This window comes from Actinomadura rayongensis (assembly GCF_009831215.1).
GTDB lineage: Bacteria > Actinomycetota > Actinomycetes > Streptosporangiales > Streptosporangiaceae > Spirillospora > Spirillospora rayongensis.
Window position 1 is genome coordinate 18,133 of record NZ_WUTW01000006.1, and the last position, 20,214, is coordinate 38,346.

Consider the following 20,214-nt stretch of genomic DNA (forward strand, 5'->3'; position numbering starts at 1 on the left):
CGACATCGCCCCCATCGTCACCGGAGCGGGCGTCCGTCTGGCCGGTTCCGGCAGCGGGCCGCTGACCTGCGACGTTGCGAATCCCCTGTCCCGAAGGGGCTCCCAGAGGTGACGCCGGTCCCGACGTGGCGTTGACGGCTGGGTAAAGTCACCTCTTGACGTTCTTGGACGCTCGTTGCACTTTTCTTACATGTGCTTCGGGAGATCACGGGTTCGTCATGGGCCGCCGCAGAGGAAGACCGGGAGTCGCGCATGCAGGTCACGCCGCAGGAGCCCGCAGCGTGCGCACCCGCGCCGAGGGGGCGCGGAGGCCCGTCCAGTGACCAGGGCCACGCACCGGCGCGCGCGCCGCCCGCTCCCGCTGCCCCGGCGGTCCTGGTCTCGTTGCGCTCCCGCGCCGGTCGGCACCGCGTCGGAAACGTCGTCCCCGGAGACGAGCGCCGACGCTTCGACGGCCATGGGACACCCGAAACACGAGCAGGATCAATATTTGACGGGATACCGCCCGGAAATGGAATGATCTTGCAGTTACCAAATAAACGATCTTTCTACGCATGTCGAGGAGGAGAGCCGTGCTGGATGCGGTCGACGCCGTGCTCGTCCGCGAGCTCCAGCGGGATGGCAGGGCGACGTTCCAGGCGCTCGCCGACCGGGTCGGGCTGTCCCGGACGGCCGTGCGCGCGCGTGTGCAGAACCTTCTCGAAACCGAGGTCGTCCGCGTGGTGGGCATCGTGCACGCCGCGGTCGTGGGCGCCGAGGCCATCGGGCATGTGTCGGTCACCGTGGAGGGAGCCGCGCGCGAGGTCGCCGCGGCAGTCGCCGAACGTCCCGCCGTCAGCTTCGCCGCCCTCATCGCAGGGCCGTACGACCTCGTCGCGCAGGTCCGCACCCGCGACGACAACGCACTGGCGACCGAGATCGACCAGATCCGCGCCGTCCCCGGAGTCCGCTCCGCCGAGGTGTTCCGGTCGGTGGCCACCGTCCGGGACGCGCACGCCGTCGTCCGCGACCTCGGCGAGGTCACGCTCGACGACATCGACTGGCGGCTGCTCCAGGAGCTGCAGCGCGACGGGCGCGCGCCCTACACCCGCCTCGCGGGCATCATCGGGCTGTCGCAGGCCGCGACGCGGGCCCGGGTGGTGCGGCTGATGCGGTCGGGCGTGATCCAGGTGACCGGCCTGGCCGACCCGCTCGCGCTCGGCGCCGCCGAGCAGGGCGGGTTCGGGCTGTCGGTCACCGGGTCGCTGCGGCGCGCGGCCGACGCGGTCGCCGAACTGGAGGGGGTGCGCTACCTCGCCACCGGCTTCGGCCGGTACGACGTGGTGGGGCTCGCCGAGGCGGCCTCCCGCGCCGAGCTGGTCGCCGTGCTGGACGCCGTCCGAGCGGTGCCCGGCGTGACGGTCCGGGAGTCCTGGCACCACCTGGACGTGGTCAAGGAGTCCTACGCGGTGGAGCTGCCCGAGAAGCCGCCGAACGGAATGTGAGGGACGGGACCCGCGGGGAGGCCGCTCACCGACGGCTGAGGGCGGCCTCCTCCAGGTCCAGTTCGTGCAGGACGCGGTTCAGCACCTCGTCGTCGATCCGCCGCTCGTCGCGCATCCGGACGAACGCGGCGCGCTCGGCCGCGAGCATCTCCAGCCGCAGCCTGCGGTAGGTGGCGCTCGGGACCTCGGCGCCGCCCTGCCCGGTGCCGCCGCCGAGCCGTTCCCACGCGCGGAGCTGCTGCTGCTCGGCGAGGTTGCGCAGGCGCTGGACGACGTCCTCGTCCAGCGGCTCGTCGCTCGCGCCGGTCAGCTCGTCCAGCCGCTCCAGCGCGGCGCGGGCGGCGGCCTGGTGCGCGCCGGCCTCGGCCACCGTGTCCTCGTAGCGCTCGCGCTCGCCCCCGGCCCCGAGCCGGCGGATCAGCGCGGGGAACGTCACGCCCTGCACCAGCAGCGTGGCGAGGACGGTCGTGAACGTCAGGTACACGATCAGGTCGCGGCCCGGGAAACGGGCGCCCGACGAACTCGCGAACGGGATCGCGAACGCCGCCGCGAGCGACACCACCCCGCGCATCCCCGCCCAGCTCACCACGACATGGCTCCGCCACCCGGCGCGCCGCTGCACCTCCCGCTGGCGCTCCGACACCAGCGCCGGGCCGTACGTCGTCGCGAACACCCACACGAACCGGGCGGCGACCGTCGCGCCGAACACCGCGACCGCCCACCAGGCCAGCTCGCCCCAGCCCCGGCCCGACAGGCCCTGCACGACGGGCGGGAGCTGCAGGCCGATGAGCAGGAACACCACCGACTCCAGCAGGAAGACGACGACCTTCCAGAACGACTGGCCGATCAGCCGCGTCGCCGCCGGGGACTCGGTGAACCGGTGCCCGAGGTACAGGCCGCTGACGACCACCGCGATCACGCCCGACGCCTCGACGACCTCGGCGATCAGGTACGCGGCGAACGGCGCCACGACCGAGACCGTGTTCTCGACCAGCGGGTCCCGCACGCGCGTCCGCAGCCAGTGCAGCGGCGGGCCGAGCGCGAGGCCGATCACCGCGCCCGCGACCGCCGCGAACGCGAACCGGCCGACCCCCTCGGCGATCGAGAAGCCCGCGCCGACGGCCGCCGCCAGCGCGACCCGGAACAGCGTCAGCGCCGTCGCGTCGTTGAACAGGCTCTCGCCGACGAGGATCGTCACCGTGCGGCGCGGCAGGCCGAGCCGTTGCGCGACGCTCACCGCCGCGACCGCGTCCGGCGGCGCCACGATCGCGCCGAGCACGAACGCCGACGCCAGCGGCAGGCCCGGGACGACCAGCCACGCCACGTAGCCCACGACGAGCGTCGTGAACAGGACGAGGCCGACCGACAGCAGGCCGATCGGGCGCAGGTTCTCCCGCAGGTTGTAGTACGAGCTCTGCCACGCCGCCGAGAACAGCAGCGGCGGCAGGAACACGTACAGGACGAACTCGGGTTCCAGCCGGAACTCCGGGACGCCCGGCAGGTACGCGAAGGCGAGCCCGGCGACCACCAGCGCCAGCGGCGCGGCGATCCCGGCCCGCCGGGCGAACCCCGCCACGACCAGCGCGGTCACGGGTACGGCGAGCAGCCAGAGTGCGTGTGTCGCTCCCACCAGGCGATCATGGCACGAACCGGGCGCGGGCCGGTCGGGCGCGGGTCAGACCAGGGTCTCGTCCACGAAGCACCAGCGCCAGTCCTCGCCCGGCTCGAACGAGCGCATGACGGGGTGGCCCTCCTTCGCGAAGTGCGCCGACGCGTGCCGTTGCGGCGAGGAGTCGCAGCAGCCGACGTGCCCGCACGTCAGGCAGAGGCGCAGGTGGACCCAGCGGGTCCCCTCGGCCAGGCACTCGGCGCAGCCGTCCGGCGTCTGCGGCGCGGGCGGTTCGGCGGGCAGCTCCGTCAGATGGTCGCAAGCGGTCATACCGGTATCGTCGCACGTCCCCGGCCGGGGACGGTCACCAGTGGTCGGGGCTGGCGGGCTCCTCGTCGGGCCGGCGGGAGCCGCCGAGCAGCCGCAGGTCCGACTCGACCATCATCGTCACCAGCTCCTCGAACCCGACCTCGGGCTCCCAGCGGAGCTGCTCGCGGGCCTTCTTCGGGTCCGCGCACAGCAGGTCGACCTCGGCGGGACGGGTGTACTTGCCGTCCAGGACGACGTACCGCTCCCAGTCCAGGTCCGCCGTGCGGAACGCGAACTCCACGAGGTCGCGGACGGACCGGGTCCGCCCGGTGCCGATCACGTAGTCCTCGGGGGACTCCTGGGCGAGCATCATCCGCATCGCGCGCGCGTAGTCGCCCGCGAAGCCCCAGTCGCGCCGGGCGTCCAGGTTGCCGAGGCGCAGCTCCGTGGCGAGGCCGAGCTTGATCCGCGCGACCCCGAGCGACACCTTCCGGGTGACGAACTCGGCGCCCCGGCGGGGGGACTCGTGGTTGAACAGGATCCCGCTCACCGCGAACATGCCGTACGACTCGCGGTAGTTCTGCGTGATGTAGTGGCCGTAGGTCTTCGCGACGCCGTACGGGCTGCGGGGATGGAACGGCGTCTTCTCGTTCTGCGGCGTCTCCCGGACCATGCCGAACATCTCCGAGGAGGACGCCTGGTAGAAGCGGATCTGCTCGCGTCCCGGCGTGCGGGACGCGCTGACGCCCGACACCACCCGGATGGCCTCCAGCATTCGCAGGACGCCCATCCCGGTGACCTCGGCGGTCAGCTCGGCCTGCTGCCAGGACATCGGCACGTAGGAGATCGCGCCGAGGTTGTAGACCTCGTCGGGCTGGACCCGCTCCACGGCGGAGATCAGGCTGCCCTGGTCCAGGAGGTCGCCCGTCGTGATCCGGACGTCGCCGATGTGCTTGCGCAGCCGCGACACGTGCGGGTTCGCCTGACCCCGCACCAGACCCCACACCTCATACCCCTGCTCCAGCAGATGCTCGGCGAGGTACGAGCCGTCCTGCCCGGTGATGCCGGTGATGAGTGCTCGCCTGGACAGCGGATCCTCCTGGCTGAATAGGTCAGACGACGGACCCGTACCGGACGAATTCCGCAACGGGCATGAAACACGAGGTTAGCGACCCATGGGGGATGCTGACGAGCGAGGGCGCCCCAATTGAACCGAATTTGCTTCGACCGGCCGGTGAGGGGCGCGTGGCGCGCCGCGGCGGGATGTGCGACCGTTCGGTCATGCCTTCCGCCGACACCGCCGCGCCGCTGCGCCCGAACGGCCGTCCGCTGCCCCGCCGCGCGGTGATGGCGGTCGTCAACCGCACCCCGGACTCCTTCTACGACCGGGGCGCGACGTACGCGTTCGAGGCGGCGCTGACGGCCGTGGACCGCGTCGTCGCCGCCGGGGCCGACATCGTGGACATCGGGGGCGTCCGGGCCGGGCCGGGGGAGGACGTGGACGCCGCCGAGGAGCGCCGCCGCGTCGTGGACCTCGTCGCGGCCGTCCGGGAGCGGCACCCCGGCGTCGTGCTGAGCGTGGACACCTGGCGGGCCGAGGTCGGCGCGGCCGTCGCGGCGGCCGGCGCGGACCTGATCAACGACACCTGGGGCGGCGCGGACCCCGAGCTGGCCGCCGTCGCCGCCGAGTACGGCACCGGGCTCGTCTGCGCGCACCCGGGGACGCTGGAGCCCCGGATGCGCCCGCACCGGACGGCGTTCGAGGACGTCGTCGCCGACGTCCTCGACAAGGTGCTCGGGGAGGCCGAGCGGGCCCTGGCGCTCGGCGTGCCGCGCGAGGGGATCGTCATCGACCCCGCGCACGACTTCGGGAAGAACACCCGGCACTCGCTGGAGATCACGCGGCGGCTCGGCGAGCTGACCGGGACGGGCTGGCCGGTCCTCGTCGCGGTGTCCAACAAGGACTTCGTGGGGGAGACCCTGGACCGTCCGGTGGATCGGCGCGGGCCCGGCACGACGGCCGTGCTGGCGGTGTCGGCGTGGCTCGGGGCGAGCGTGTTCCGCGTCCACGACGCGGCCGGGACGCGCCGGGCGCTGGCCGCCGTCGAGCGGCTCGCCGGGGGCTAGCCGGGGGCGGCCTGGCGGCGCCGCGCCCGGTAGGCGGCGACGTGCGTCCGGTTCCCGCAGGTGCGGCTGTCGCAGTAGCGGCGGCACCGGTTGCGCGACAGGTCCACGAGGACGCGGGAGCAGCCGGGCGCCGCGCACGTCCGCAGCCGGTCCAGCTCCCCGGCCGACACCACGAACGCCAGCGCCATCCCGCAGCTCGCCGCGACCCGGTCCCGCAGCGGGGCGCCCGGCGCGGCGAAGTGGACGTGCCAGTCGTGCCCGTCGTGGTCGGTGAGGTACGGGCTCGCGCGCACCTGGGCGATCACGGCGTTGACGAGCCGCGCCGCCGCCGGGACGTCCGGGGCGAGGAACACGGCGTGCAGGCCGTCGCGCAGGCACCGCACGGCGTTCAGGTCGGCTCCGGCGGGCGGGACGGCACCGCCGAGCCCGGTGCGGTCGGCGAAGGCGCGCAGCGCGGGCAGCCCGTCCAGCCGCTCCGCGCCGCACGCCGCCGGGCCGGTGTTGACGAGGTCGGCTGCGGCCGTGAGCGCGAGGACGGCGTCGTGGGCGAAGACCAACGGGGACTCCCGTCTCCGGGGGGCCGGGGGGCTCACAGCCTATGCGGCGCCCCGCGGGCGCTCAGCGCGCGTAATGCGGATCGGCCACCACTGGATAGAACGAGCCTTCGTGCTGGACGCGCATGGTGAGCGACTGGCCCTCCAGCGCGTAGTCGGCCTTCACGGGGCGGAACATCGCGTCCGACGCCCACGGGTTGTACAGGCGCCCCACCGTCGCGCCGTACCGCAGGTGGACGATGTCGTACCCGCCGGACGGCATGGCCTCCAGCGCGAGCCCGTCGGGCAGCGACAGCGAGAAGCGGAACTCGGTCGGGGCGTCCGGGCCGTGGATCACCGTGAGCAGGCGCACACCGCCCGCCGTCGTCTGCGCGAGCAGGTCGGTGTCGACGTCCACGCCCACGAACGCGCGCAGCGTCGGCCGCAGCACCTGCGCGACCGCGTCGCCGCCGACCGCGCCGAGGCCGATGTGGACCCGCTGGCCGTCCCGGGTCGGCACCCAGACGCCGTCGCGCGCCCGCTGCCCCCAGGCGACGTCCGGGTCCTCCTGCTCCTGGGGCTCGTTCCTGCCGCGTGCGACCAGCACGCGGGACGCCGCGCTCATCGCCGCGGCGGCCCCGTCCTGCGCGTGCCTCATGGCGGCCCCCTCGCCTTCCCGGCGCCACCGTCGCGCCGCCGACCCAGTCCCGCGGGAGGGCCGCCGGACCGGCCCGGCCGACCCCGCGTTCCACCCGCGCGACGTTGGACTTTACACCAGGTTTATCTGATTCCGGTGCAGGTCGCCCGGTGGACGGGACCGTCCGGCGCCGCCGTCACCGACCGTGGCGCGGCAGTTCCGCGAGGACGTCCGAAAGGCGGTCCAAAGCTGTCGCGATCCACGGCAGCGCGGCCGGGTCGGGGGCGTCGAGCGCGGCGAGGCGGTGTTCGCCCGTCGTGCCGTAGAGGAGGCTCGGGGCGACGCGCATCCGCAGGGCGCGCGGGTCGTCGCCGAACACCTCTCCGGGCAGGACGCCGACGCCGTGCCGGTCCAGGAGCAGGGACGCCAGGTCCCTGCCCGTCCGGACGCCGGACAGCGCGTCCCGCAGCGGCTCCAGGTCGGGATAGAGGTAGAACGCCGCCGCCGGCTCGGGCACCAGCGCGCCCGCCGCGCGGAAGCGGTGCGCGACCGCCCGCGCCACGGCGGCGTGCAGGCGGCGGCTGCGGTCCACGCGCTCGGCCAGCTCGGGCGGCTCGGTCAGGGCGAGCGCGGCGGCGTGCTGCATCGGCGCGGGCGCGCTCGACCAGATCTCGCTGCCGATGCCGAGCAGGGACGTCCGCAGCGCCCGTCCGAACGGCCCGCCGGGCAGCCGGGCGACGCCGATCCGCCAGCCGCCCGCCGCGAACTGCTTGCTCAGCGCGGTGGTGACGACCGTCCGCTCCGGCGCGCACAGCGCCGCCCGGGGCACCGGACGGGACGGGTCGTGCACGAGGTCGCCGTAGATCTCGTCGCTGATCACCACGAGGTCGAGGTCGCGGGCCGCCGTGCAGACCCGGCTGACCGTTTCCGGCCGCGCGAGCGTCCCGGTCGGGTTGTCGGGGAGCGTGAGGACGACCGCCCGGACCGTCCGGCCCCGCGCCCTGGCCCGCGTCACGGCGTCGGTGAGCGCGGCCGGATCCGGCACCCCGCCCTCGTCCGGCGGCGTCGGGACGCGGACCGGCGCGGCCCCCGCCAGCGCCGTCTGCGCCGCGTAGGTGACCCAGCTCGGCGCGGGCACCACGACGTCGCCGCCGAGCGCGGTCAGCAGGCCGAACAGCAGCGCCTTGCTGCCCGGGCCCGCGACGACCTGGCCGGGGTCGGTGGGCAGGTCCCGGCGCGTCCAGTACCCGGCCGCGGCGGCGCGCAGCTCCGGCGACCCCGCGACCGGGCCGTACGCGGCCTGCCCGGCGGCCGACGCCAGCGCCTCGGTGAGCAGCGGATGGACGGGGATCCCGGCCTCCCCGAACCCGAGCGGCAGCACGGGGTCGCCCGCGCGGCGCCTGCGGTCCAGCGTCTCGTTCACCGCGAGCGTCGGCGACAGCGGAACGGGCCGGAGCGAGAACGACGGATCGGTGGTCGAAGGGCCGTCTGGAACGACGGAAACGGACATCCAAGGGCTCCAAGGATGGTGGAAGAAAGGACTGAACCGGCCGGTTCCTTTCTCTCACCCTGCCCCGGCGCCTAGCATCGTGACAAGCGAGTCTCTTCGATGCCGACCCCAGGGAAGTCCGATGCTCGAACTGCGCAGGCTGCGGCTGCTCGCCGAGTTCGGGCGGCGCGGCAGCATCGCGGCCACCGCCGCCGCCCTCGGCTACACCGCGTCCTCGGTCTCCCAGCAGCTCGCCGTGCTGGAGCGGGAGGCGCGCGTCCCGCTGCTGGACCGCACCGCCCGCAGCGCCGAGCTGACCGACGCCGGCCGCCGCCTCGCCCGCCGCGCCGAGGAGATCCTCGACCTCGTCGAGCGCGCCGAGGCCGAGCTGTCCGCGCACGCCGACGCCGTGACCGGACGGGTCGTCGTCACCGCGTTCCCGACGGCCGCCGTGGCGTTCGCGCCCGCGCTCGCCCGCAGCCTCGCCGAGCACCGCGGGCTCACGTTCGTGCTGCGGCAGGGCCGCCCGGACGACGCGATCCGCCAGGTCCGCGGCGGCGAGGCCGACATCGCGCTCGTGGACGACTGGACCGGCGCGCTGCCCGACGAGGCCCCGCCGGCGCTGGAGTTCTTCCGGCTGCGCCGCGACCCGCTCGTCCTCGCCGTCCCCGCCGACCACCCGATGGCGGACCCGGCCCGTCCGGTGGACCTGCGCGAGCTGCGCGACGAGCCGTGGATGGCGGCGCCGCGCGGCGAGCCGTCCCGCGAGGCGTTCGAGCGGCTGCTGGACGCGGTCGGCGGCGCGCGGCCCGTGCCGTGGGAGTTCGAGGGGCTGCACGCCATCCTCAGCCTGGTCGCGCGCGGCATCGGGATCACCGCCGTCCCCGCGCTGGCGCTCGCGGCGGGCGACGAGGGCATCGCGGTCCGGCGCATCCCCGGGACCGAGCTGTCGCGCGAGGTGCACGCGGTGACGCGCGGCGCGAGCGTGCGGCGCCCGCCGGTCGCGGTGACGCTGCGCGCCCTCTACGCCGCGGCCCGGACGGCCTGGCCGGGACCGCCCGCCGGATGATCACCCCTGGTCGAACCAGCCCTGCAGCCGCGCCGCGAACAGCAGGTCGCCCGAGACGTGGATCCGGCCCGTCATCAGGCCCTTCACGCCGTTCAGCGTGCCCGCCGACAGGCGCAGCAGGTCGGGCAGGCTCAGCGCCAGCGCGACCTTCGGGCGTCCGTCCGGGGCGCCCCGGACGACCTCGGCGCGGCCGTGCCCGATCTGGACGGTGTAGACCGCGACGCCGTCGGGTCCCTGGACGTCCCACCGGACGGCCCCGCGCGCCCGGCCCGCCTTCTCCGGCAGGAACCGGGACGCCATCACGGTGAAAAGGCGGTCGAGGATTCCGTCAATTCCGGCAGATCTGGCGAAATCGCCGATCACCGCGTCGTCGACCCCCGGAACCGCCAGCAGCGCGCGCAGTTCGGCCGGTGTCCCGACCGCGTGGAGCACCTCGTCCGCCCAGCCGCCGCCGGGGTCCCGATCCGCCTCGCCCATCGCCGTCCCCTCCCTCGTCACCCGGAACTATTCAATCCTTCATCCAATAAGGTCAAGGGGGTGACGGTTCCGTGCGTCCCGCCGTGACCACGCCGGACATCACGTACGGTGGGGCGAAAGTCCGAGACACACGACCCCTGGCCGGCGGGCCGGGCCGACCTCTCGGGGGGAGCACGCCCGATGGACGACGCGACCTCACACCCGCACCTGCACCCGCATCTGCACCGCCCGCACACGTTCGAGCTGCCGCGCGTGCGCGCCCTGCTCCTGCACGCCGCCCCCCGGTTCATCGAGGGCGTGATCGCGCCCGTCGCCGTCTTCTACGCCGCGTTCGCCGTCCTCGGCCTGACCGGCGGCATGATCGCCGCCGTCGCCTGGGTCTACGGCGGGATCGCCTGGCGGCGGCTGCGCGGCCATCCCGTCTCGGCGACGCTGCTGATCGCCGCCGTCGGCGTGACGGTCCGCGCCGCGCTCGGCGTCGTCACCCACAGCGCGGTCATCTACTTCCTCCAGCCGACGCTCGGCACGCTGCTCATGGCGGTGGTGTTCCTGGCGTCCGTGCCGCTCGGCCGTCCGCTGGCGCAGAAGCTCGCCACCGAGATGGTCCCGATGCCCGAGGCGTTCCTGAAGCACGCCCGCGTCCGCCGGTTCTTCCTGCGGATCTCGCTGCTGTGGTCGTTCGTGCTGTTCGCCAACGCCCTGGTCAGCCTGTGGATGCTGTTCCACCAGTCGGTCGGGACGTACGTGTGGGCGCGCACCGGGCTCGTCGTGGGCATCGGCGCGGTCGGCGTCGTCGTGTCGGTGTGGGGCTTCCGGCGCCTGCTGCGGCATGTGAACGCGCGTCCCGTGCCCGCCTGATCCGTCCCGCTTCCGTCGGCCGTGAACTTTTCCGAGTTCACGGCCGTCTTTGTGTCTGGAGAACGGGACGCGCGCGGCGATCCGCGGCATCCCGGTCTCCGGTGACGGTGCGCTCGCGGGCCGTCACGCACGGCCGTCATCGGGTCCCACGAGTCGAGTTGCAACGCTTTGATCTCAGACGTCGCGGAAACCCCATGACGTGGCAGAATCGTCGGCTTTTATCGCTAATGTCGGTGCCGACGGCGGCGGGGTTTCGGGAGGAATGACGGTGCAGCGACGGGTGACCGCGGGAGTGGGCGTGGCGGGGGCGGCCGTGCTGGTCTTCGCCTCGGGATGCTCCGGCGGCGAGAAGGGCGACGGCGTCACGGTCGGCGACACCGCCGAGGCCGGCGCGCCCCAGGTGACCGTCACCCCCGGGAACGGCGAGGGCAGGGCCCTGCCGGAGCGCGGTGTGCAGGTGTCCGTCGCGGGCGGCACGTTGCAGCAGGTCACGGTGACGCGGAAGGGCAAGCCCGTCACGGGCCAGCTCACCGCCGACAAGACGGGCTGGAAGTCCCGCACGCTGCTGCCCGGCTCGCAGTACGACGTCTCCGCGACGGCGACGAGCCCCAAGGGCAAGACCACCACCGTCACCGCGCGGTTCAAGACGATCAAGGCCGCGAACGAGCTGCGCGTCGTCGACGTCACCCCGAGCGCGAACGAGAAGGTCGGCGTCGGCATGCCGGTCCAGGTGACCTTCAACCGGCCCGTCGGGGACAAGAAGGCCGTCGAGTCGGCGCTGCGGATCACGTCCGACAAGCCCGCGACCGGCGCCTGGTACTGGGTCGGCGACACCCAGGTCGTGTTCCGCACCGAGAACGGCAAGTACTGGCAGCCGAACCAGCGCGTCCGGCTGCGCGCCGAGATCGGCGGCGTCAAGTCCGGCAAGCGGACCTACGGCGCGGCCGACTTCGGCCGCACGTTCCGCATCGGCGACGAGCACATCATCAACGCCAACACCAAGACCCACCGGCTCACCGTCCGGAAGAACGGCGTCAAGGTCAAGAGCTGGGGCATCAGCGCCGGGCGCGGCGGACGCGTCGTCAACGGCGTCGACACCTACCTCACGACCAGCGGCGTCCATCTGACGATGGGCAAGGAGAACCCGGCGATCATGACGTCGGAGTGGATGGGCGTCGACCCCGACGACAAGAAGAACGGCGGGTACAAGGAGGTCATCCCCTTCGCGGTGCGGATCTCCAACAGCGGCGAGTACATCCACTCGATGGCCGCGACCGTGTGGGCGCAGGGGCACCAGAACGTCAGCCACGGCTGCCTGAACTCCCCGCCGTCCGCCGCCCAGTGGTTCTACAACTTCTCCTACCGCGGCGACCCGGTGATCATCAAGGGCACGTCCCGCAAGCTGCAGTGGGACAACGGCTGGAGCTTCTACCAGATGCCCTGGTCGAAGTGGGTGAAGGGCAGCGCCCTCGGCCGGACGGTCACCACCGGCTGATGATTGCGCGGACGGCGCGCGGGGCACGGGGCTAGGCACACAGCCCGTCTCAGATCGGGGGACTCGTGCCGGGCCGTACCCTGCCGCGCCGCGCGCTCCGCCGCGCCGGACGCCTTCCGCTCGCCGCCGCGCGCCGTGCCGCGCTGGTCCTGCTGCGGACGCTCGTCCGCCGCCGTCCCGCGCCGGGTCCTTCGAGGCGCCCGCGCGTCCGGATCCTGCTGCGCCACGCGTACGGGACGGGCGGGACGATCCGCACCGTCCTCGCCACGGCGGGCCATCTCGCGCGCGACCACGACGTGGAGATCGTCAGCCTGCTCAAGGAGAAGGACGCGTCGTTCTTCCCGGTGCCGCCGGGCGTCGCGGTGTCGTTCGCCGACGACCGGACCGTCCCGCCGGGCCGCGCCGCGCGGCTGGTCGGGCGGCTGCCGAGCCTGCTGTTCTCGGTCGGCGGGAGCCCCGCCACGCGCGAGACGCTGTGGACGGACCTGCGGGTCGCGCGGCTGCTCCTCGCCGGGGACGCGGACGTGCTCGTCGGCACCCGTCCGGCGCTGAACCTGCTCGTCGCCGAGGTCGCCCCGCCCGGCACCGTGACGATCGGGCAGGACCACATGAACCTGCGCGCCTACCCGCCCGGGACGCGGGCGGCGATCCGGCGCGCCTACCCGCGGCTGACGGCGCTGGCCGTGCTCACCGAGGCGTCCCGTGCGGAGTACGCGGCGGCGCTTTCGGGGACGGCGGTCCGGATCGTCCGGATCCCGAACGCGCTCGCCACCCCGCCCGGCGCCCCGTCGCGCCGCACGGCGAAGGTCGTGCTCGCGGCGGGCCGGCTGACCCGGCAGAAGGGCTTCGACCTGCTGCTGCGCGCCTACGAGCCGCTGGCCGCCGAGCACCCGGACTGGACGCTGCGGATCTTCGGCTCCGGACCGCACCGCGCCCGGCTCGCCAAGCGGATCGCCGAGCGGGGCCTGGCCGGGCGCGTCGAGCTGAACCCGCGCACGGCCGACCTGCCGGGGGAGATGGAACGGGCGGCGGTCTATGTGCTCTCGTCCCGGTTCGAGGGGATGCCGATGGTCGTGCTGGAGGCGATGAGCAAGGGCCTGCCGGTCGTCGCGTTCGACTGCCCGACCGGCCCGGCCGAGATGATCTCCCACGAGAGCGACGGGCTGATCGTCCCGCCCAAGGACGTCGCCGGGCTCACCGCCGCGCTGCGCCGCCTCATGACCGACGCGGACCTGCGCGACGAGCTGGGCGAGCGGGCGCGCGCGTCCGTCCGCGCCTACGACCCGGAGTGGATCGTCCCGCGCTGGACCGACCTGATCGACGAGCTGCTGGCACCGCGCCGGCGTCGCGTCAGAACGCCAGTGCCAGGGCCATCCCGGTGAACGCGGCGGCCAGGCCCGCCGCGATGCTCGCCGCCGCGTTGGCGACGGCGGCGCGTCCGGCGCCGGTCTCGGCGAGCCGCAGGGTCTCGTAGCCGAACGTCGAGTAGGTCGTCAGCGCGCCGCAGAAACCCGTCCCGGCCAGCGCCGACACCGCGTGCCCCGCCGGGAGCGCGGTGACGAAGCCGAGGATCGCCGAGCCGACGACGTTCACCGCGAACGTCCCCCACGGGAACGCCGACCGGTGCCGGGCCTGGACGGCGCGGTCGGCGAGATAGCGCAGCGGGGCGCCCACGGCGGCGCCGAGCACGATGAGCAGCAGTGTCACCGGCGTCCTCCCAGGACGCGGCGGGTCACGGCGGCGCCCAGCGTGACCGCGGCGAGCGCGGCGGCCAGGGTCGCGGCCAGGTAGGCGACGGCGACGCCGGGGGCGCCCGCACGGACGGCCTGCTGCGCGTCCACGACGTACCCGGAGAACGTCGTGTACCCGCCGAGCACGCCGACGCCGAGGAACGGCCGCGTCAGCGCGGGCAGCCCCGGCCGCGCGGCGAGGACGGCCATGAGCACGCCGATGAGCAGGCAGCCCGAGACGTTGATCAGGAACGTCGACCACGCGAACTCCGTCGCGGCGTGGGGGAGCGCGGCGCCGACGCCGTAGCGGGCGAGCGCCCCGAGCGCCCCGCCCGCCGCGATGGCGGTAAGCACCGGACGCGGCACGCGGGGGAGGATCGGCGGTTCGACGTCGGGGTCGACGGGTTCCTGCGGCATCGGTCACTCCCACCAGAACGGGCACTGGCAGGGACCGTTGGCGGCGGCGCCGCGGTTCTCCCCGGGACGGCTCGCCCGGGGGCGGCAGGCCCCACTGCCGCGACCCGGCCGATTATAGCGACGGGCGGAACGCCGTGCTTCGACCGCGAACCAGCGGGCATGTCACCGCATCTCAACAGGAGGACGGCGCGCGGGGGACGCGCCGCGCGCGACACCGAGGGGGATGCCTTGAACAGGACGATCGTGAAGGCGGCGCTCCCGCTCGCACTGCTCGGCGGCACGCTGACCGCCTGCAGCGACGGGAACACGCCGAAGGCGAACGGAACGCCCACCCCGGGGGCGTCGGACTCGCCGTCGGAGGTGCCGTCCGCCGGGCAGCCGAACGCCCCCGCCGCGACGCCCACGACGACGGCGCCGAACGGGGGGCCGACGTCCCGTCCCGTGGCCCAGCCGGGGCTCTCGCGCTGCCACACGTCGATGCTGTCGGCGTCGCTGGCCGCCACGGACGCCGCCGCCGGGCACCGCTACGCCTACCTCACGCTGACGAACCGCTCGGGCACGCGCTGCCGCCTGTACGGCTACGTCGGGATGCAGCTCCTCACGGCGTCCGGCGCGCCGCTCACGACGAACGTGGAACGGCTCGGGCAGCCCGCGCCCGCCACGGTGACGCTCGCGCCCGGCACCTCGGTCCGCACGCGCGTCGGGTGGACGGTCGTCCCGACCGGCTCCGAGCCCGTCGACGGCCCGTGCGCGCCGACCCCGGCCCGCGTCCAGGTGACGCCGCCCGACGAGCTGGACCACCTCACGATCCCGTGGACGCAGGGCATGGTGTGCGGCCTCGGCCGGCTCGCCGTCACCCCGGTCGGCGGCGTGTGACGTGCGTGAACCGAGCGGCGTTCGGTCGTGCCGGACCCCCGCTTTAGCGAGACCAAGGCGCGCTCGCCTACGATCCGTCCCATGACGGTCCCGCCTGATGAACTCGACCTGGCCGCCGCGTTCCCCCCGGTCGACCGCGACCGGTGGCGGGACCTGGTCCGGGGGGTCCTGCGCAAGTCCGGGGCGGCGACGGACGACACGCCGCTCGCCGACGTCGAGGGACTGCTGACCCGCGACTCCTACGACGGCGTTCCGCTCGCGCCGCTCTACACCGCCGAGGACGCGGTGCCCGGGCGGCCCGGCCTCGCGCCCGCGCCGCGTCCCGTCCGGCCGGACGGCGAGGGCCTCGCGGGCTGGGACGTCCGCCAGCACCACGCCGACCCCGACCCCGCCGCGACCCGGGACGCGATCCTGGCCGACCTGGAGAACGGCGCGACGTCGGTCTGGCTGGCGCTCGGCGCGGGCGGGGTGCCCGTCGCGTCCCTGGCCGACGCGCTGCGCGGCGTCTACCTCGACCTCGCGCCCGTCGTCCTGGACGCGGGCGCCGAGACCGCCGCCGCGGCCGAGGCGTTCTTCGAGCTGCTCGCGGCCCGGGGCGCCGCCGCGTCGGCCGCCGGGAACCTCGGCGCCGACCCGCTCGGCCGCACCGCGCGCACCGGCGCCGCCGCCCCCCTCGCCGAGGCCACCGACCTGGCCGTCCGGTGCGCGCGCGGCTTCCCCGCCCTGCGCGCGATCACCGTCGACGCGACCGTCTACCACGACGCGGGCGGCTCGGACGCCGACGAGCTGGGCGCCGCGCTCGCCGCCGTCGTCGCCTACCTGCGCGCGCTGACCGACGCCGGGCTGACCGTCGACGAGGCGTTCGGCCAGATCGACCTGCGGCTCGCCGTCAACGCCGACCAGTTCCTGTCGATCGCCAAGCTGCGCGCCGCGCGCCGCCTCTGGGCGCGGGTCGCCGAGGTCTGCGGCGCGGCCGAGGACACCGCCGCGCGCCTGCACGCCGTCACGTCCGCCGCGATGATGACGCGCCGCGACCCGTGGGTGAACATGCTCCGCACGACCGTCGCGGCGTTCGCGGCGGGCGCGGGCGGCGCGGACGCGGTCACCGTCCGGCCGTTCGACGCGCGGATCGGGCTGCCCGACGCGTTCTCCCGCCGCATCGCCCGCAACACCCAGACCCTCCTGCTGGAGGAGGCGAACCTGGCCCGCGTCATGGACCCGGCGGGCGGCTCCTGGTACGTCGAGGCGGTCACCGACGGCCTCGCGCACGCCGCCTGGGACCGGTTCACCGAGATCGAGCGGGCGGGCGGGCTCGCCGCCGCGCTGGAGTCCGGGCTCGTCGCCGAGCGGATCGCCGCGACGTGGGAACGCCGCCGCGCCGACATCGCGCACCGCCGCGCGCCGCTCACCGGCGTCAGCGAGTTCCCGAACCTCGCCGAGACGCTGCCCGAACGGCCCCCGGCCCCGCTCGTGCCGGGCGGGGGGCTGCCGACCGTCCGGTACGCGCAGGACTTCGAGGACCTGCGCGACCGCGCCGACGCCCACGCCGCCGCGACCGGCGCCCGGCCCCGCGTCTACCTCGCCGTCCTCGGGCCCGTCGCCGTCCACACCGCGCGCGCGAGCTTCGCCGCCAACCTGTTCCAGGCGGGCGGGATCGAGACGGTCAGCGGGCCGCCCGAGGAGTTCGCCGCGTCCGGGGCGCCCGTCGCGTGCCTGTGCTCGTCGGACCGGCTGTACGCAGAGCAGGCCGAGGACGCTGCGCGCATCCTCAAGGAGGCGGGCGCCCGCCGGGTGTGGCTCGCCGGCAAGGGCTCCTTCCCCGGCGTCGACGACCGGATCTTCGCCGGATGCGACGCCGTCGCGGTGCTGACGACGACCCTTGGCGACCTGGGAGTGAACCGATGATCCCCGACTTCTCCGCGCTCGGCCTCGGCGACGCCGAGCCCGCCCGCAAGGCCGCGGACCGCTGGCGCGCCGGGGTCGCCGCCGCGACCGGCGCCGACCCGTCCGAGCAGGCGTGGGAGACGCCCGAGGGCATCGCCGTCCCGCCGCTCTACACCGCCGACGACCTCGACGGCGTCGACTTCCTCGGCACCTACCCCGGCGTCGCGCCCTACCTGCGCGGCCCCTACCCGGCGATGTACGCGACGCAGCCGTGGACGATCCGCCAGTACGCCGGGTTCTCCACCGCCGAGGAGTCCAACGCGTTCTACCGCCGCAACCTCGCCGCCGGGCAGAAGGGCCTGTCGGTGGCGTTCGACCTTGCGACCCACCGCGGCTACGACTCCGACCACCCGCGCGTCGCGGGCGACGTCGGCATGGCGGGCGTCGCGATCGACTCCATCTACGACATGCGGCAGTTGTTCGACGGCATCCCGCTGGATCGCATGAGCGTGTCGATGACGATGAACGGCGCGGTGCTGCCCGTCCTCGCGCTCTACATCGCGGCGGCCGAGGAGCAGGGCGTCAAGCCCGAGCAGCTCGCCGGGACCATCCAGAACGACATCCTCAAGGAGTTCATGGTCCGCAACACCTACATCTACCCGCCCGCGCCCTCGATGCGGATCATCTCCGACATCTTCGCGTACACGTCGCAGCGGATGCCGAAGTACAACTCCATCTCCATCTCCGGCTACCACATCCAGGAGGCCGGGGCCACGGCCGACCTGGAGCTGGCGTACACGCTCGCCGACGGCGTCGAGTACATCCGCGCGGGCCGCGAGGCGGGCCTGGACATCGACGCGTTCGCGCCCCGGCTGTCGTTCTTCTGGGCCATCGGCATGAACTTCTTCATGGAGGTCGCCAAGCTGCGCGCCGCGCGGCTGCTGTGGGCGCGGCTGGTGAAGGGGTTCGACCCGCGGAACCCGAAGTCGCTGTCGCTGCGGACGCACTCGCAGACGTCCGGCTGGTCGCTCACCGCGCAGGACGTCTTCAACAACGTCGCCCGCACCTGCGTCGAGGCGATGGCCGCCACCCAGGGCCACACCCAGTCGCTGCACACCAACGCGCTGGACGAGGCCCTCGCGCTGCCCACCGACTTCTCCGCGCGCATCGCCCGCAACACCCAGCTCCTGCTCCAGCAGGAGTCCGGCACCACCCGCACCATCGACCCGTGGGGCGGCAGCGCCTACGTCGAACGCCTCACCTACGACCTCGCCCGCCGCGCGTGGGGGCACATCACCGAGGTCGAGCGGGCGGGCGGGATGGCGCGCGCGATCGACGAGGGGCTGCCCAAGCTCCGGATCGAGGAGGCCGCCGCGCGCACCCAGGCCCGCATCGACTCCGGGCGCCAGCCCGTCATCGGGGTCAACAAGTACCGGCCGGACGCCGAGGAGTCCATCGACGTCCTCAAGGTCGACAACGCGTCCGTGCGCGCGCAGCAGATCGAGAAGCTGCGGCGGCTGCGGGACGAGCGCGACGAGCCGTCCGTGCGGGCCTCCCTGGCCGCGCTCACCGCCGCCGCGCGCGCCGCCGACGACGGGACGCGCCCGTCCGACCTCGGCCACAACCTGCTCGCCCTGGCCATCGACGCCGCCCGCGCCAAGGCCACCGTCGGCGAGATCTCCGACGCGCTGGAGGCCGCCTACGGGCGCCACGCCGCGCAGATCCGTACCATCTCCGGCGTGTACCGGGAGGAGGCGGGCGAGGTGAGCGCCATCGAGGAGGCCCGCGCCGCGACGGCCGCGTTCGCCGAGGCCGAGGGGCGGCGGCCCCGGATCCTCGTCGCGAAGATGGGCCAGGACGGCCACGACCGCGGCCAGAAGGTCATCGCGACCGGGTTCGCCGACCTCGGCTTCGACGTCGACGTGGGCCCGCTGTTCCAGACGCCGGCGGAGGTCGCGCGGCAGGCCGTGGAGGCCGACGTCCACGTCGTCGGCGTGAACTCCCTCGCCGCCGGGCACCTCACGCTGGTGCCCGCGCTGCGGGCGGAGCTGGCCGCGCTGGGCCGCGACGACATCATGATCGTCGTCGGGGGCGTCATCCCGCCGCAGGACTTCGACGAGCTGCGCGCCGCCGGGGCCGCCGCGATCTTCCCGCCCGGCACGGTGCTCGCCGAGGCGGCCCTCGGGCTGCTCGCCGACCTGGCCGGACGGCTCGGGCACGAGGCGGCGTGAAGCCGGGCGCCGCCGAGTACGTCGCCGGGGTCCGGGAGGGCTCGCGCGCGTGGGTCGCGCGGGCGATCACGCTGGTGGAGTCGTCGCGTCCCGACCACCGCGCGCTCGCCCAGGAGGTCCTGGTCGCGCTGACCCCGCACACCGGGGGCGCGCGGCGCGTCGGGATCACCGGGGTGCCGGGCGTCGGGAAGTCCACGTTCATCGACGCGCTCGGGACGGACCTGACGGCAGCCGGGCACTGTGTCGCGGTCCTCGCCGTCGACCCGTCCTCGACGCGGACGGGCGGCAGCATCCTCGGCGACAAGACCCGGATGCAGCGGCTCGCGACCGATCCTCACGCGTTCATCCGTCCGTCGCCGACCGCCGGGACGCTCGGCGGCGTCGCCCGCGCCACCCGCGAGGCGATGGTCGTGATGGAGGCCGCCGGATACGACGTCGTGCTGGTGGAGACCGTCGGGGTCGGGCAGTCGGAGACCACGGTCGCGGACATGGTCGATTCGTTCCTGTTCCTCACGTTGGCGCGCACGGGCGACCAGCTCCAGGGGATCAAGAAGGGCGTCCTGGAGCTGGCGGACGTCATCGCCGTCAACAAGGCCGACGGCGAGCACGCGCGGGAGGCGCAGCGGGCCGCGCGGGAGCTGGCGGGCGCGCTGCGGCTGCTGCGCAGCTCCGAGCGCGAGCACGACGTGCCGGTGCTGACGTGCAGCGGGCTCGACGGGACGGGGCTCGGCGACGTCTGGGCCAAGCTGGTCGAGCACCAGGACCGGATGCGCGCCTCCGGCGAGCTGGACCGGCGGCGCCGCCGGCAGCAGGTCGGCTGGACGTGGGCGATGGTGCACGACCGGCTGCTCGGCGAGCTGCACGCGTCCCCGGCCGTCCGGGCGCTCGCGCCGGAGCTGGAGGAGGCCGTCGCCGCCGGGACGCTGACCCCCGCTCTCGCCGCCGAGCGCCTGCTGGCCGCGTTCGCGCGCTGACGCGCGGTTCGCCGC

Annotated in this window: 19 protein-coding genes; 10 read left to right on the forward strand and 9 right to left on the reverse strand. The window is 74.6% G+C overall.

All coding sequences use genetic code 11. The features are described 5' to 3' along the window. Window positions 1-572: 572 nt before the first annotated feature. Window positions 573-1,484 carry an AsnC family transcriptional regulator gene (locus GQ466_RS23855; protein WP_161105266.1) on the forward strand — a complete coding sequence of 304 codons (912 nt, stop codon included), beginning with the start codon at window positions 573-575 and terminating at the stop codon, window positions 1,482-1,484. A 25-nt stretch (window positions 1,485-1,509) separates the two neighbouring features. Here GQ466_RS23855 and GQ466_RS23860 read toward each other — a convergent pair whose 3' ends face one another. Genes GQ466_RS23860 through GQ466_RS23870 form a run of 3 tightly spaced genes read right to left on the reverse strand, consistent with a single transcriptional unit; the run spans window position 1,510 to window position 4,492 of the window. Then, a complete protein-coding gene (locus GQ466_RS23860; RefSeq protein WP_161105267.1) occupies window positions 1,510-3,114 on the reverse strand; it encodes a Na+/H+ antiporter in 1,605 nt (534 codons plus the stop codon). 45 nt (window positions 3,115-3,159) lie between these two features. Next, the gene (locus GQ466_RS23865) at window positions 3,160-3,423 is read right to left on the reverse strand and encodes a ubiquitin carboxyl-terminal hydrolase 14 (protein ID WP_161105268.1); all 264 of its coding nucleotides are present in this window, start codon (window positions 3,421-3,423) and stop codon (window positions 3,160-3,162) included. Between the two features lie 34 nt (window positions 3,424-3,457). Then, window positions 3,458-4,492: a GDP-mannose 4,6-dehydratase gene (locus GQ466_RS23870; protein WP_161105492.1), complete on the reverse strand. Its 1,035-nt coding sequence runs from the start codon at window positions 4,490-4,492 to the stop codon at window positions 3,458-3,460. Between the two features lie 191 nt (window positions 4,493-4,683). Here GQ466_RS23870 and folP point away from each other — a divergent pair, with 191 nt between their 5' ends. Beyond that, on the forward strand, window positions 4,684-5,529 hold the full coding sequence (gene folP / locus GQ466_RS23875) for a dihydropteroate synthase (RefSeq protein WP_161105269.1): 846 nt from the start codon (window positions 4,684-4,686) through the stop codon (window positions 5,527-5,529). Here folP and GQ466_RS23880 read toward each other — a convergent pair. From GQ466_RS23880 to GQ466_RS23890, 3 genes are all read right to left on the reverse strand, one after another. Then, window positions 5,526-6,086, reverse strand: coding sequence for a CGNR zinc finger domain-containing protein (locus GQ466_RS23880; protein WP_161105270.1), 561 nt, complete (start codon window positions 6,084-6,086; stop codon window positions 5,526-5,528). The genes folP and GQ466_RS23880 overlap by 4 nt on opposite strands. A gap of 61 nt (window positions 6,087-6,147) precedes the next feature. Continuing rightward, window positions 6,148-6,720 (reverse strand): hypothetical protein, encoded by a 573-nt coding sequence (locus tag GQ466_RS23885; RefSeq protein ID WP_161105271.1) that lies wholly within the window; start codon window positions 6,718-6,720, stop codon window positions 6,148-6,150. Window positions 6,721-6,895: 175 nt separating this feature from the next. Further along, window positions 6,896-8,209: a pyridoxal phosphate-dependent aminotransferase gene (locus tag GQ466_RS23890; RefSeq protein ID WP_161105272.1), complete on the reverse strand. Its 1,314-nt coding sequence runs from the start codon at window positions 8,207-8,209 to the stop codon at window positions 6,896-6,898. Window positions 8,210-8,330: 121 nt separating this feature from the next. Here GQ466_RS23890 and GQ466_RS23895 point away from each other — a divergent pair, with 121 nt between their 5' ends. Next, window positions 8,331-9,257 carry a LysR family transcriptional regulator gene (locus GQ466_RS23895; protein WP_161105273.1) on the forward strand — a complete coding sequence of 309 codons (927 nt, stop codon included), beginning with the start codon at window positions 8,331-8,333 and terminating at the stop codon, window positions 9,255-9,257. Here GQ466_RS23895 and GQ466_RS23900 read toward each other — a convergent pair whose 3' ends face one another. Next, window positions 9,258-9,734 (reverse strand): SCP2 sterol-binding domain-containing protein, encoded by a 477-nt coding sequence (locus GQ466_RS23900; RefSeq protein WP_161105274.1) that lies wholly within the window; start codon window positions 9,732-9,734, stop codon window positions 9,258-9,260. A gap of 180 nt (window positions 9,735-9,914) precedes the next feature. On the opposite strand from GQ466_RS23900, the gene GQ466_RS23905 reads away from it, so the two are divergent. The 3 genes from GQ466_RS23905 to GQ466_RS23915 all read left to right on the forward strand — a co-directional run bounded on the left by GQ466_RS23905 (window position 9,915) and on the right by GQ466_RS23915 (window position 13,469). Further along, window positions 9,915-10,592, forward strand: a complete 678-nt coding sequence (locus tag GQ466_RS23905; protein ID WP_161105275.1) for a VC0807 family protein — start codon at window positions 9,915-9,917, stop codon at window positions 10,590-10,592. Window positions 10,593-10,872: 280 nt separating this feature from the next. Then, window positions 10,873-12,087 (forward strand): Ig-like domain-containing protein, encoded by a 1,215-nt coding sequence (locus tag GQ466_RS23910; protein WP_161105276.1) that lies wholly within the window; start codon window positions 10,873-10,875, stop codon window positions 12,085-12,087. A gap of 65 nt (window positions 12,088-12,152) precedes the next feature. Beyond that, entirely contained in the window at window positions 12,153-13,469 is a 1,317-nt protein-coding gene (locus GQ466_RS23915) for a glycosyltransferase family 4 protein (protein WP_337193605.1), read from the forward strand. On the opposite strand, the gene crcB is transcribed toward GQ466_RS23915, so the two are convergent. Together crcB and GQ466_RS23925 are read right to left on the reverse strand one after the other, a co-directional pair. Next, window positions 13,438-13,794: a fluoride efflux transporter CrcB gene (gene crcB, locus GQ466_RS23920; protein ID WP_161105277.1), complete on the reverse strand. Its 357-nt coding sequence runs from the start codon at window positions 13,792-13,794 to the stop codon at window positions 13,438-13,440. The genes GQ466_RS23915 and crcB overlap by 32 nt on opposite strands. After that, entirely contained in the window at window positions 13,791-14,234 is a 444-nt protein-coding gene (locus GQ466_RS23925) for a fluoride efflux transporter FluC (protein WP_161105278.1), read from the reverse strand. Before GQ466_RS23925 ends, crcB begins: the two co-directional genes overlap by 4 nt. 228 nt (window positions 14,235-14,462) lie before the next feature. Here GQ466_RS23925 and GQ466_RS23930 point away from each other — a divergent pair, with 228 nt between their 5' ends. The 4 genes from GQ466_RS23930 (at window position 14,463) to meaB (ending at window position 20,199) form a co-directional block, all read left to right on the forward strand. After that, a complete protein-coding gene (locus GQ466_RS23930) occupies window positions 14,463-15,110 on the forward strand; it encodes a DUF4232 domain-containing protein (protein ID WP_161105279.1) in 648 nt (215 codons plus the stop codon). 81 nt (window positions 15,111-15,191) lie between these two features. Further along, entirely contained in the window at window positions 15,192-17,015 is a 1,824-nt protein-coding gene (locus GQ466_RS23935; RefSeq protein WP_161105280.1) for a methylmalonyl-CoA mutase subunit beta, read from the forward strand. Then, window positions 17,012-19,225, forward strand: coding sequence for a methylmalonyl-CoA mutase (gene scpA, locus GQ466_RS23940; protein ID WP_161105281.1), 2,214 nt, complete (start codon window positions 17,012-17,014; stop codon window positions 19,223-19,225). The genes GQ466_RS23935 and scpA overlap by 4 nt, the downstream gene beginning before the upstream one ends. After that, a complete protein-coding gene (gene meaB / locus GQ466_RS23945; protein ID WP_161105282.1) occupies window positions 19,222-20,199 on the forward strand; it encodes a methylmalonyl Co-A mutase-associated GTPase MeaB in 978 nt (325 codons plus the stop codon). The genes scpA and meaB overlap by 4 nt, the downstream gene beginning before the upstream one ends. Window positions 20,200-20,214 lie beyond the last annotated feature (15 nt).